This window comes from Aeromonas australiensis (genome assembly GCF_000819725.1).
GTDB classification, from domain to species: Bacteria; Pseudomonadota; Gammaproteobacteria; order Enterobacterales; family Aeromonadaceae; genus Aeromonas; species Aeromonas australiensis.
Genome location: NZ_CDDH01000087.1, coordinates 19,709 through 31,381 on the forward strand (window position 1 = coordinate 19,709; position 11,673 = coordinate 31,381).

Consider the following 11,673-nt stretch of genomic DNA (forward strand, 5'->3'; position numbering starts at 1 on the left):
TTGCCGAAGATTAATTTGATGTAGCGGGAAATGGAAGAGGGAAAAACTAAGGGGGATTCTTATGCGGCCCTTGCGTGGCAAGGGCCGGGACCATGAGGGATCAGTTGGCTGGGGTGGCCAGATCCAGAATAAAGGCGTATTCCAGCGCGATATCCTCGTAGGCTTTGAAGCGGCCCGACTTGCCGCCGTGGCCGGCGTCCATGTCGGTATTCAGTAACAACTTGTTATCATCTGTCTTCAGCTCACGCAGCTTGGCGACCCACTTGGCAGGCTCCCAATACTGCACTTGCGAGTCGTGCAGCCCGGTGGTGACCAGCAGGTTGGGGTAGGCTTGCGCCTTGACCTGATCGTAGGGGCTGTAGCTCTTCATGTAGTCGTAGTAGCGCTTCTGGTTCGGGTTGCCCCACTCGTCATACTCCCCGGTGGTGAGGGGGATAGACTCGTCCAGCATGGTGGTGACCACATCGACGAACGGCACCTGCGCCACCACGCCGCGATAGAGTTCGGGCGCCTGATTGATGACGGCCCCCATCAGCAGACCACCGGCGCTGCCGCCCATGGCGTAGACCTGATCTTTAGCACCGTAGCCTTGCTCCACCAACGCCTTGGTGACATCGATAAAGTCATTGAAGGTGTTCTGCTTTTTCAGCAGTTTGCCATCTTCGTACCAGTGACGGCCCAGCTCTTCGCCACCCCGGATATGGGCGATGGCGTAGACGAAGCCGCGATCGAGCAGGCTCAGGCGCGAGCTGCTGAAGTCGGGATCCATGCTGGCGCCGTAGGATCCATAGCCATAGACCAGCAGCGGATTCTTGGGCGCATCGGCCTGCTCTTTCTTGAACTTGTCCTTGCGATAGACCAGCGACACCGGCACCGATACACCGTCGCGGGCGGTCACCCAGAGCCGCTCGCTGGCGTACTGGTCGGCCTTGAAGCCGGCCACCGGCTGCTGCTTGAGCAGGGTGCGCTTGCCGCTCGCCATATCCAGCTCATAGGTGGAGGCGGGGGTGGTCATGGAGGAGTAGCCATAGCGCAGGGCGCTGGTATCCGGCTCCGGGTTGTAGGCGAGCCAGGTGACATAGGCGGGATCGTCGAAGGCGATCTCCTTCTCGTCACCGCTCTGCCAGTTGATCTGGCGCAGTCGGGTCAGCCCCTTGTTGCGCTCTTCCAGTACCAGCCAATCCTTGAACAGGGCGTAGCTCTCCAGCAGCACGTCCGGATTGGGGGCGATCACCGCCTTCCAGCGATCGACCGGGCTCTCCTTGGTCTCGTAGAGGCCGAAGTTCTTGCCATCCTTGTTGGAACGCACATAGAAGCGGCCGCGGTAGTGATCCAGGCTGTATTCGTGATCCACCTGACGGGGCAGGAACAGGCGTGGGGCGTGCTCCGGCTGGTTGGCATCGATCAGCCGCGCTTCGCCGGTGGTGGTGCTGGAGAGGGCGATGACGATGAAATCTTCCGAGGTGGTGGCGTAGAGGCTGATGTAGAAGGAGTCATCCTTCTCCTCGTAGACCAGCTTGTCCGTGGCCGGATCCGTCCCGAGCGTGTGGCGATAGACCTGATAGGGCAGTAGGGTCTGCGGGTGCTTGCGCACATAGAAGACGGTCTTGTTGTCGTTGGCCCACACCAGATTGCCGGAGGTATTTTCCAGTTTGTCGGTGGCCCACTGGCCGCTCTCCAGATCGAGGAACTGGATCTGGTACTGACGACGGGAGAGGAAATCTTCCGCCACCGCCAGCCAGCGGTTGTTGCGGCTCACCTCAAGGGCGCCGAGGGCATAGAACTCGTGCCCTTCAGCCCGCAGGTTGCTGTCGAGCAGCAGGCTCGCCTGCTCTTCACCGAGCTTGGTGCGCGAGTAGATCCCGTACTCCTTGCCCGGCTCATAGCGGGTCTGGTAGCGGTAGCCGTTCTTCACATAGGGTACCGACTCATCCTGCTGGGGGATGCGGGCGACCATCTCTTTGTAGAGCTGTTCGCGCAGGGGTTGGGTCGGCTTGAGGATGGCCTCGGTATAGGCGTTCTCGGCCTTGAGATAGTCCAATACCTCGGGCTTCTGCCGCTCGTCGTCACGCAGCCAGTAGTAGTTGTCGATGCGGGTATCCCCGTGTTTTTTCAGAGTGCGGGGATGTTTGGCGGCCACGGGCGGCTGGATTGGATGTTCGCTTGTCAGCATGGCGGGCTCTTCATTGGCATAAGTAGGGGGGAGAACTGTCAGAAAGGCTAGCAGCAGAACTCCTCGGGAAAAGGTAAACATGTCGCATCCTTGGCGCTGGAAAGGGTTGGTAGACCTGAGCATCGGCTCCATGAATTGGCGTTAAATCTGCCCCTTGTTGCCGGTGGTTGCAAGCAATCCCTTGTTATTGCAGGAAATGTAATCAAAAAAAGCCGCTATCTCGCGATAGCGGCCCTCTTTCTGGCCATGAGCGGCAAGAGTCCGCTCAGGTGTGCCTCACATGATATGGGAGTGCCCTCTCATGACCAGTTTTCGTCAGCCGGGGTAGCTCGACCAGCGGTTGGTCGCGCCCTCGTTGGTGATACTCAGTACCTCATAGGGATGGCCCGGAATATCCATGCCCGGCGCACTCTGGGGCATGCCCGGAATGGTCAGGCCACGGATCGCCGGTTTTTCCCTGAGCAGCTTTTGTACATCGGCGGCCGGTACATGCCCCTCGATCACATAGCCATTTACGATACCGGTATGGCAGGAAGCCAGTTCCGGCGCGATACCGTATTGCTGCTTCACTGCGCCGAGTTGTTCGGTTTCGATGACCTCCAGTTCGAAGCCATTCTGCTCCATGTGCTCGTTCCAGCTTTGGCAGCAGCCACAATATTTGGATTTGTAGACGGTCATCTTCTCGGCCGCGAGAGCCGAAAAGCTGACGGTACCGGCCAGCATGGCCAGTAACAGGGATTTGTACATCACTCACCTCAGATTGAAAGAAAAGATGCCCGATACGGGATGGGTGTCAGATCTGAGTGCGTGGGGGACGTTCGAGCCGCTCGCACGGGGCGTCCGGCATAAAGAGAGAGGGGGAGGCGAAGTCGGGGGTATCCGGTTCCAGCACGGCGACCGTCAGGCTGTCGCTGCCTACCAGCGTCATCGAGAGGGCGGTGGTAAAGCTGCCGCAGGGCATCGCTTTTTCCAGGGTACGCTCGCTCTGGCTGCAGTGGGTAGTCAGGGTACAGAGGTCGGTTGCGGCCCGGCTGCCAAACGACATCAACACCAGCACCAGACTCCACAAGGGGAGCCAGCGACGGGCGTGAGCGAGTTGGCGACGGGTGAGAACCATGGAATGACCCAGAAGAAACAAGGGGCACATGGTAACCCTGTGCCCCGGGGGAGGGTCAAGCCCTCCCCATGGTGTCAGTCAGCCAGGATTCAAGGTTGCTGACGGGTCGCCGCCAGCACGATCTCGCGCACGCAGACGTTGGCAGGCTGGTTCCAGGCGTAGAGCACGGCATCGGCGATCACTTCCGGCGCAATGACGCCGCCCATCTGATCTTTCCAGTCGTGGTAACCGGCCTTGATGCTCTCGTCAGTGGTGTGGCTGAGCAGCTCGGTCTCCACTGCACCCGGGGCAATGGTCACCATCCGCACGCCGACATCGGCCACCTCTTCCCGGATGTTCTCGGTCAGGGCGTGCACGGCGAACTTGGTGGCACAGTAGGCCGCATGGTTCGGGAAGGTCTTGCGACCGGCGATGGAGCTGATGTTGATGATGGTGCCGCTGCGGCGCGCCTTCATGCCTGCCAGCACTGCGTGGACGCCGTTCAGCACTCCCATCACGTTGATGTTGAGCATCTGCTGCCACTCGGCGGGATCCTGCACATCGGCCTGACCCAGCAGCATGACGCCGGCGTTGTTGACCATGCAGCCGACCGGGCCAAATTTGGCTTCTGCCTGCTGGGCGGCGGCTTTCATGGCGGCGGTGTCGGTCACATCGACCCCGATGCAGAGGGTATTCGGCAGACCGAGAGCCTGCATCGGCTCGACCCGGCGGGCCAGCAGCAACAGCGGATGACCGGCGGCAGAGAAGGCACGGGCGATGGCGGCACCGATCCCGGCGGAGGCGCCGGTGATCACGACGAGAGATTTGGACATGGGTCTTTCCTTCTGATTCAAGAGTCGGTTTGAGCAAACAGGTGGCTGGCCAGCACGGAACCCAATCACTATAGTCACTGCATCTATAAGTGATAAATATTGTTTTCCGCTGGTTATCATCTGAAAAAACTATGGTTGGTTTATGCTGGACTTGAGATTGCTGCGTTTCTTCATCGCCATCTATGAAGAGAAGAACATCACGGCGGCGGCCGAGCGCTGCCACGTCAGCCAGCCCTCCCTCTCGGCAGGGCTGCGCCAGCTGGAAGAGGCGCTCGGTGACAGCCTGTTTATCCGGGGTAAGAAGGGGGTGGTGGCGAAAGATCCGGCCCACTATCTCTATCCCCACGCGGTCAAGCTGGTGGAGGAGGCGCGCCGTCTGCCGGAGCTGTTTCGCCAGAAGGCGACGCGTGCGCGGCTCAATATCGCCATCATGCCGGACTTGAGTCGCCGCCGGGTGGCCGGGCTGCTGCAGCAAGTGCAGCGCGTGTTGCCACAGCTGGATCTCACCCTCTCCGACTACACCACACCCGCCGACTGCCGCTTGACGCTGGATGCCTTGCGCCGGGAGGACGAGATCTTTCTGCCGCTGTGGGAGGAGGATTACGTGCTCTGCGTGCCGGTCGACCATCCCCTTGCAAGTCGCGAAAGGATCGAGCTGGCCGAGCTGCAACATTATGATTTTATTGAGTGCCCACCCTGCGAAGCCCATCAGCAGACTATCGGCCTGCTGGCCTGTGACCGGCTCACCCTCAATCTGGTGGCCAAGGCCGAGAGCAAGGGGCTGGTGATGGCGCTGGTGCTGGCGGGGGTCGGCATCAGTTTTCTGCCGGATGGGCTGGTGGAGGATGAAGCTGGGCTTTGCACCCTGCCGGTGAGCGGGCCACGGATGTTTCGCCGGATCGGGCTCTGCTATCCCGCCCACCAGACCCTCAATCCGGCGCTGCGGGAGTTGATCCCCGAGTTGGCAGGCTATGGCGCTTCCTGATAAGGTCGCTCTCCTGTGCACCTTTACGATGCAGCTCCCCAGACTCCCCTTTTCTGTTTACCGCGCCTTGCACCGCAAGGCTTTGTTCGGGTGATGTGGTCATGAAACGCATTCTGGTTATTTTTTCCCATCCCGCGCTGCAGAGCTCGCGGGCCAACAAGCAGCTGTTGCAGGCGATTGAGGGGCTGGAGGGGGTCAAGGTTCACGACCTCTATCAGCACTATCCCGACATGTTTATCGATGTGAAGGGGGAGCAGGCGCTGCTCTGTGAGCACGACATCATCGTCTTTCAGCACCCGTTTTACTGGTACTCCTGCCCGGCCATCATGAAAGAGTGGATGGACCTGGTGCTGGAGTATGGCTATGCCTACGGCCCCGAAGCCCACGCCCTCAAGGGCAAGCAGTGGCTGAGCGCCATCACCACCGGCGGGGCGCCGGAGTCCTATTGCAGCGAGGGGTACAACAGCCGACCGCTGCTCGATTTTCTGCTGCCATTTCAACAGGCTGCTACCTTGTGCGGCATGAACTGGCTGCCCCCCTTCGTGCTGCACTCCTTTCACAAGATCAAGGATCCCGCCGCCCTGCGCCGCTGTGGGCAGGATTATCGTCAGCTGCTTTGCGCCTTGCGTGACGATCAGCTGACCCCGGAGCAGCTGGCCGGGCGCCCTTATCTGCGCGACTTGCTGGAGGTGCTCTGATGAAACACGGGCAGCTTGTTGGCCGAGCTTATAAGCCGGATCCAACGTTCACACGGAGGGCTGACTGATGGGCCACGGGATCCTGCTTGATGCCTTTATCTATCTCTCCGCTGCCGTTATCGCGGTGCCGCTGGCCAAACGCTGGGGGCTGGGCTCGGTGCTCGGTTATCTGCTGGCGGGGATCATCATAGGCCCCTTCCTGCTGGGGCTGGTGGGGGAGCAGAAGGATGTGATGCACTTCGCCGAGTTTGGCGTGGTGCTGATGCTGTTTCTGGTCGGGCTGGAGTTGCGTCCGGCCCTCTTGTGGCAGCTGAAAGGGCCGATCCTCGGCACTGGCGGCTTGCAGGTGCTGCTCACCACGGCAACGCTGACTGGCGTGGCGCACCTGATCGGTCTGCCACTGCAACAGGGGCTGGCCATCGGCCTCATTTTGGCACTCTCTTCCACCGCCATCGTTCTGCAGAGCCTGCAGGAGCGCAAATTGATGGTGAGTGAGAGTGGTCGCTCCGCCTTTGCGGTGTTGCTGTTTCAGGATATCGCCGTTATTCCGATCCTGGCGTTGCTGCCGCTGTTAGCTATCGCGCCGGTCGCCAGCAGTGGCGGCTCCGAGCTGGCGGGTTGGCAGCATGGTCTGCTGGTAGTCGCGGCCATCTCAGGCATCGTGCTGGGTGGCCACTACCTGATGCGGCCGGTGTTTCGTGCCATCGCCCAGTCCCATATGCGGGAGATCTTCGTCGCCGCCGCCCTGCTGCTGGTGATCGCCATCGCGGTGCTGATGGAGTCGGTGGGGCTTTCGCCCGCACTTGGCTCCTTCCTCGCGGGCGTGGTATTGGCCGACAGCGAATATCGCCATGAGCTGGAGGCGGACATAGAGCCGTTCAAGGGCTTGCTGCTCGGCCTCTTCTTTATGTCGGTGGGGGCGGGGATCGACTTCGGGCTGTTTGCCGAGCACCCCTTCCTGATACCCACTCTGGTGATTGGCCTGCTGCTGCTCAAATGGCTGGTGCTGATGGCGCTCGGCTTCATTATCCGCATCTCGCCGAGTCAACGTTGGACCTTCGCGCTGGCGCTCGCACAGGGCGGTGAGTTTGCCTTCGTGCTCTTTTCGTTTGCCGCCCAGAACCGGGTGCTGCCCGGCGAGACCATCTCACTGCTGACGCTGGTGGTGGCACTCTCGATGGCGCTGACCCCGCTGCTGTTGATCCTCAATGATCGGGTGATCCAGCCCTGGTTCGATTACCGTAACCAGAGCGATACAGCGCAGCATGAGCAACCTGAGCTGGTGGAGCACCCGGTGATCATCGCGGGCTTCGGCCGCTTCGGCCAGATCGTGGGGCGTCTGCTGCATGGTCACGGCATCGGCACCACCATCCTCGAGCAGGATGCCAGCCAGATAGAGACGTTGCGCAAGTATGGCTATCAGGTCTTCTATGGTGATGCCAGCCGGATCGACCTGCTCCATGCCGCCGGGGCGCACAAGGCGAAGCTACTGGTACTCTCCATCAACGATCCGGCGACCTCGCTGGCGGTAATCGAGATGGCGCAGAAGCACTTCCCGCACCTGAAGATACTGGCGCGAGCGCTGGATCGACCCCATGCCCACGAGATCCTGCGCCACGGGGTCGAGAGCGTGCATCGGGAAACCCTGGGCTCGGCGGTCGATCTGGGGGTGGAAGCCCTGACCCAGCTCGGTTTTCGGGCCAACCAGGCCTGGCGGGCGGGGCAGACCTTCAAGCAGCACGATAACTGGCTGTTGCGCGAGCAGGTCAACTATCTGGACGACGAACACACTTATATCAACAAGAGCCTGCAATACCGGGAGATCCTCTCCGATCTGTTGCAAGACGACGAGGAGGGGCAGGAGCGTATCCATGCCCACAACTGGAATAGCGGGCTACCCGACGACGACAAGGAAGCAAAATGATTGCCTATTACCTCATGTTCAAACACCTGCATATGACGCTGGCGCTGGTCAGTCTGTTGCTCTTTATCTATCGCTGGAGTCTGGCGCTGGCTGGCAGCGATCGGTTGCAGCAGAAGTGGCTGAAGATCCTGCCTCATATCAACGACACCTTCCTGCTGCTGTTTGGCGTGCTGCTGGCGGTGGCCTTGCAGATGAGTCCGGGTCAGCAACCCTGGCTGATGGCCAAGCTGATTGCACTGGCGCTCTATATCGGTCTGGGTGTCATGGCGCTCAAGCGTCCGGCTCGCGGCCAGAAGTTGCTGGCCGGCATGGCGGCGCTGGCGGTGTTTGGCTACATGGTCGGTGCGGCCATCACCAAGTCAGCCTGGTCGTGGCTGATGTGAGCAAAAGGGGAGAGTCATGCTCTCCCCTGAAATCATATTCTACGATGAATTAATTAATTGAAGTTTTATGCTGACAATAAATCGCAACATAGAACTTTCATTTGAGGGATTTTTGGCTAATTTTAACCTCTAGCGGCTCCTTTTTTGAGTGCATTGTCTTTGTAAATCAATTGTTTAGTGCGTTTTGTATGAAAATGGCGACAGTTGTCGCAGCAAAACTTGCGACATAGACTGTCGCAAGTCACGACTAGCATACAGTCAACGCTAAACCAGTGAAGGCAAGCACCATGAGCAAGAAGCTGTTACGACAACTGACCTTGGCGCGTTGCATCCCGCACCGCCCTTACAAGCTGACCGCCAGCCAACTCCAGGTAAAACTGGAAGAGGAAGGCATCCACGTCAGTCTGCGTACCGTGCAACGGGACCTGGAGGAGATGTCCGGCATGGGACTGTTCGACCTCACCTCGGACGAGCGCAGCAAACCCCATGGCTGGTGCTTCGAGCGCCACGGCCTCAACGACTTTGCCAATATCATGCCGCTCTCGCTGGCGGTGGCCCTGAAAACCTGGAGTGATCAGGCGAGCCAACTGTTGCCTGCGAGTGTACTGACCGAATTGAACCCGCTGGTCGACAAGGCGAGCCAGGTGATCCGCGACAGCCAGAGTGAACTGGCCGAACGTTGGCTGGAGAGTGTCCACCAGTCACCGCGTCCGTTTGCCGGCAACCCGGAGATCCGCCGCAGCACTCTGATCCGCGATGCGCTCTGGCGTGGCCGCAAGTTCAGTGCCGAGATCCAGCGCGTAATCAAAGAGCGCACTGTGTGGCTCTGCTATGACCGTATCAACCCGCTCGGCATTCTCAATCAGCCGGACGGCCCGATCCTGCTCTGCACCCTCTCCGAGCTGGATCCCAAGGTCTACGGCATCCCGTTTGACCATATCAAGAACGTGGAGCTGACCAACTTCAGCGCCACCCAGCCGAAGGATTTCAATATCCAGAAGCTGATCCGCGATCAGGGCTATCAGGATATGAGCGGTCCGATCCGCTTCGTCGGCCGGATCGACGCCAGCAGCCAGTCGCTGCTGGATAACCAGATCCCCGGCAACAATCCACGCATGACCCGCTATGACAAGCGCAGCGTGGTGGTGGAGACTGAAGTGCAGGACACCCCGGAGTTTCGCAGCTGGTTGAACAACATCGGCGGTGAACTGGAGGTGCTGGCACCGGAATCGCTGCGCAAGGCCTATCTCAATCCGGCCAACCGCTTGAGCTGATTAAAAAATTGGAATGTTGAAGAGTCGAGCCTGGTCTCGGCTCTTTTTTTGCGGTTTTTTTAAGCATATTTATTCAACTAATTTTTAAGTATTAACGGCAGGATTGAACCGTTTTCTTGCCCCGTTTTTGGGGGCGAAACCTGTGTAAGAGATCTGCCATGGCGACTGTAAGAGGCCGGCGCTTTGAACCGTACGCGAAGCCATGCCAGAATGATCTAGCTTTCCAGTGAAACTAAATAAATTATTGATATTTAAGGTTTAGTTTTTAAGTTTGTTTTTTTTGATGGGATCGGCATCTGACTTTTATTATCGGATGGCCCTTGTTCGGGGTGGGCATTTCCTTAGTATGAGTCTCACAAGGACGGAGCTGGTTCGGCAGGATGCAGGGCAGCGCATAAAGATGGAATAGTCCGCAGGATGTGGACCAGGGACACCTCAGGATGAGCTCGATAATCAGGATGATTATCGTCACGGATGAATAAAGGAACACCGCGGGATGCGGCAGGACACTCTCGGGATGGGAGCAGAACGAACGGAACCTCGTTCTTCAGGATGAACAGGACCTCGCCGGATGCGAGAGGAATACTTCAGGATGAAGTGAGATAACCCGGATGGTTATCTGTCAGGAAGACGCAAGGACCCCCACAGGACGTGGTAATGGACACCTCCAGGATGGAGACTGTGAAGCAGTTCAGGATGAATTGCCAGGCCAGGAACGCCGCAGGACACGCCAACGGATTGGAAAGGGGATATTCCAAAGGATTAGGATAACGTCAGGGATTGCAGGGAGCATTGCAGTTCTACGGACAGAACGATACGACTCTAGGGGACGGCTATGCCGTCCCCTTTTCTTTTTTGCCTTTGCAGATCAGGCTCAATGGTCCTGCTGTGCCGCTTCAACGATCGCCTTCAAGCGCTGGCGAATATCCATCATGGCGAATACCCCAAAAATCAGTACCCCGACAAACTCGGCACGAGTGACGGTAAAGTAGCGCTTGCAGGCTGACGCGAGCATACTGGCTTGCAGCCAGTGAAACAGGGCCACGATGACGCCACAAACGGGCAAAAAATCATTGAGTTTGCCCGGCAGGGGGGCAAACAGGCTGAAAATGACGCCAAACCAGAAAAACAGTACTAGTCCCATCGCCAACAGATTAAAGACCCGCTTCATTGTTTACCTCCCGTAAATAGAGTTGGTAGCAGACTTGGCCTGCTTGCTTGTCCTTGAGTAGTTGCCAGCTGGCAGGCAGCGCCAGATCGGCCATCTCTTTTTCCCGCTCCAGATAGATGAGTGCGTCCGCTGCCAGCCAGCCGCGCTGCTCCAGCAGTTCGCAAACTTGCGGCAGCAGCTCACGGCGAAACGGCGGATCGAGGAACACCAGATCAAATGGCGTCGCCGGGCCTTGTAGCCAGCTCAGCGCATCAGACTGGATCACCTGACCCTGACTGCAGCCGAGGGTGGCCAGGTTCTTCTTGATCTGGTCGGCGGCACCTTTGTCCAGTTCGATCAGGGTCACCTGCTCGGCATAACGCGACAGCGCCTCCAGCCCAAGGCCGCCGCTGCCGGCAAACAGGTCCAGGCAGCGGGTGCCGCGAATGTGGGGAGCCAGCCAGTTGAAGATGGTCTCCTTGACGCGATCCGTGGTGGGTCTGAGCCCCTCCACATCCTTGACCGGCAATTTGCGGCCGCGCCACTGGCCGCTGATGATTCTTACAAAGCCCGCTTTCCCTTGCGGGGCGGGACTTTTGCTCGGGTTGCTACGGCTGGATTTCACTCTGGGCATCGCGTTTCATCGTCAGAAAATAAAGTGGTAGTATAAGGCGGTTCATTTTTATGCCGACCCGCCAAGGGACGGCTATCTTAGCAGTCAGCCTTTGATGTGAGTATTTTTAGATGGCAAAAGGTTTGTTTTCCTGGCTGGGTTTCGGCCGCAAGAAAGAAGAGGCTGAGGCTGTCCAACCACAGACACCCCAAGCCATCCCCATCACTGTAGAGCCCGAGGTCACTGCTACCCCCGCTCCTGTTTCCGATACAACAGCTTCCGATAGTACGCCGGCTGTGGCCCCCGAAGTGCCTGCCAGCGCACAGAATCCCGTTTTACAAGATGATTGCTGTCCGCCGACCGAGCTGGACGACCGCGGCCCGCTGGTGGTGGAGGAGTGCGCTTCCGATCTGGAGCCGGTGATTGTCAATGAAGCACTGATCGCCGAAGAGGATCGTGCCGCTGAAGCCGCTCGCATTGCCGCCGACGCCCGCGCTGCAGAAGAGGCCCGTATTGCTGCCGAAGCTCGTGCCGCAGAAGAGGC

Annotated in this window: 11 protein-coding genes and 1 pseudogene; 6 read left to right on the forward strand and 6 right to left on the reverse strand. The window is 58.9% G+C overall.

All coding sequences use genetic code 11. From position 1 onward, the window contains the following. Positions 1-100: 100 nt before the first annotated feature. The 4 genes from BN1117_RS15610 to BN1117_RS15625 form a co-directional block, all read right to left on the reverse strand. Positions 101-2,254 carry a S9 family peptidase gene (locus BN1117_RS15610; RefSeq protein ID WP_040098849.1) on the reverse strand — a complete coding sequence of 718 codons (2,154 nt, stop codon included), beginning with the start codon at positions 2,252-2,254 and terminating at the stop codon, positions 101-103. 234 nt (positions 2,255-2,488) lie between these two features. Then, positions 2,489-2,920, reverse strand: coding sequence for a DUF411 domain-containing protein (locus tag BN1117_RS15615; protein WP_040098851.1), 432 nt, complete (start codon positions 2,918-2,920; stop codon positions 2,489-2,491). Positions 2,921-2,966: 46 nt separating this feature from the next. Beyond that, positions 2,967-3,290, reverse strand: coding sequence for a hypothetical protein (locus BN1117_RS15620; protein WP_005342845.1), 324 nt, complete (start codon positions 3,288-3,290; stop codon positions 2,967-2,969). Positions 3,291-3,379: 89 nt separating this feature from the next. Next, the gene (locus tag BN1117_RS15625) at positions 3,380-4,102 is read right to left on the reverse strand and encodes an SDR family oxidoreductase (RefSeq protein WP_040098853.1); all 723 of its coding nucleotides are present in this window, start codon (positions 4,100-4,102) and stop codon (positions 3,380-3,382) included. Positions 4,103-4,244: 142 nt separating this feature from the next. Here BN1117_RS15625 and BN1117_RS15630 point away from each other — a divergent pair, with 142 nt between their 5' ends. From BN1117_RS15630 to BN1117_RS15650, 5 genes are all read left to right on the forward strand, one after another. Beyond that, positions 4,245-5,087, forward strand: coding sequence for a LysR family transcriptional regulator (locus BN1117_RS15630; protein WP_040098854.1), 843 nt, complete (start codon positions 4,245-4,247; stop codon positions 5,085-5,087). Between the two features lie 101 nt (positions 5,088-5,188). Continuing rightward, complete coding sequence (kefF, locus tag BN1117_RS15635; RefSeq protein ID WP_040098856.1) at positions 5,189-5,785, forward strand: glutathione-regulated potassium-efflux system oxidoreductase KefF; 597 nt, start codon at positions 5,189-5,191, stop codon at positions 5,783-5,785. Between the two features lie 67 nt (positions 5,786-5,852). Then, positions 5,853-7,709: a monovalent cation:proton antiporter-2 (CPA2) family protein gene (locus tag BN1117_RS15640; RefSeq protein WP_040098858.1), complete on the forward strand. Its 1,857-nt coding sequence runs from the start codon at positions 5,853-5,855 to the stop codon at positions 7,707-7,709. Beyond that, the gene (locus BN1117_RS15645) at positions 7,706-8,092 is read left to right on the forward strand and encodes a SirB2 family protein (RefSeq protein WP_040098860.1); all 387 of its coding nucleotides are present in this window, start codon (positions 7,706-7,708) and stop codon (positions 8,090-8,092) included. Before BN1117_RS15640 ends, BN1117_RS15645 begins: the two co-directional genes overlap by 4 nt. Before the next feature lie 287 nt (positions 8,093-8,379). Beyond that, positions 8,380-9,366, forward strand: a complete 987-nt coding sequence (locus tag BN1117_RS15650) for a helix-turn-helix transcriptional regulator (RefSeq protein ID WP_040098861.1) — start codon at positions 8,380-8,382, stop codon at positions 9,364-9,366. A gap of 874 nt (positions 9,367-10,240) precedes the next feature. On the opposite strand, the gene BN1117_RS15655 is transcribed toward BN1117_RS15650, so the two are convergent. Further along, positions 10,241-10,537 carry a DUF1145 domain-containing protein gene (locus tag BN1117_RS15655; RefSeq protein WP_040098863.1) on the reverse strand — a complete coding sequence of 99 codons (297 nt, stop codon included), beginning with the start codon at positions 10,535-10,537 and terminating at the stop codon, positions 10,241-10,243. Next, positions 10,521-11,150 carry a 16S rRNA (guanine(966)-N(2))-methyltransferase RsmD gene (rsmD, locus tag BN1117_RS15660; protein ID WP_040098865.1) on the reverse strand — a complete coding sequence of 210 codons (630 nt, stop codon included), beginning with the start codon at positions 11,148-11,150 and terminating at the stop codon, positions 10,521-10,523. Before rsmD ends, BN1117_RS15655 begins: the two co-directional genes overlap by 17 nt. 110 nt (positions 11,151-11,260) lie before the next feature. On the opposite strand from rsmD, the pseudogene BN1117_RS19165 reads away from it, so the two are divergent. Further along, positions 11,261-11,673: pseudogene (locus BN1117_RS19165) on the forward strand (signal recognition particle-docking protein FtsY); the annotation flags it as partial.

Excerpts from the sequence above, each read along its gene's own strand:
- BN1117_RS15610 (WP_040098849.1), bottom strand. The coding sequence starts at position 2,254 with ATGTTTACCTTTTCCCGAGGAGTTCTGCTGCTAGCCTTTCTGACAGTT.
- BN1117_RS15615 (WP_040098851.1), bottom strand. The coding sequence starts at position 2,920 with ATGTACAAATCCCTGTTACTGGCCATGCTGGCCGGTACCGTCAGCTTT.
- BN1117_RS15620 (WP_005342845.1), bottom strand. The coding sequence starts at position 3,290 with ATGGTTCTCACCCGTCGCCAACTCGCTCACGCCCGTCGCTGGCTCCCC.
- BN1117_RS15625 (WP_040098853.1), bottom strand. The coding sequence starts at position 4,102 with ATGTCCAAATCTCTCGTCGTGATCACCGGCGCCTCCGCCGGGATCGGT.
- BN1117_RS15630 (WP_040098854.1), top strand. The coding sequence starts at position 4,245 with ATGCTGGACTTGAGATTGCTGCGTTTCTTCATCGCCATCTATGAAGAG.
- kefF (WP_040098856.1), top strand. The coding sequence starts at position 5,189 with ATGAAACGCATTCTGGTTATTTTTTCCCATCCCGCGCTGCAGAGCTCG.
- BN1117_RS15640 (WP_040098858.1), top strand. The coding sequence starts at position 5,853 with ATGGGCCACGGGATCCTGCTTGATGCCTTTATCTATCTCTCCGCTGCC.
- BN1117_RS15645 (WP_040098860.1), top strand. The coding sequence starts at position 7,706 with ATGATTGCCTATTACCTCATGTTCAAACACCTGCATATGACGCTGGCG.
- BN1117_RS15650 (WP_040098861.1), top strand. The coding sequence starts at position 8,380 with ATGAGCAAGAAGCTGTTACGACAACTGACCTTGGCGCGTTGCATCCCG.
- BN1117_RS15655 (WP_040098863.1), bottom strand. The coding sequence starts at position 10,537 with ATGAAGCGGGTCTTTAATCTGTTGGCGATGGGACTAGTACTGTTTTTC.
- rsmD (WP_040098865.1), bottom strand. The coding sequence starts at position 11,150 with ATGCCCAGAGTGAAATCCAGCCGTAGCAACCCGAGCAAAAGTCCCGCC.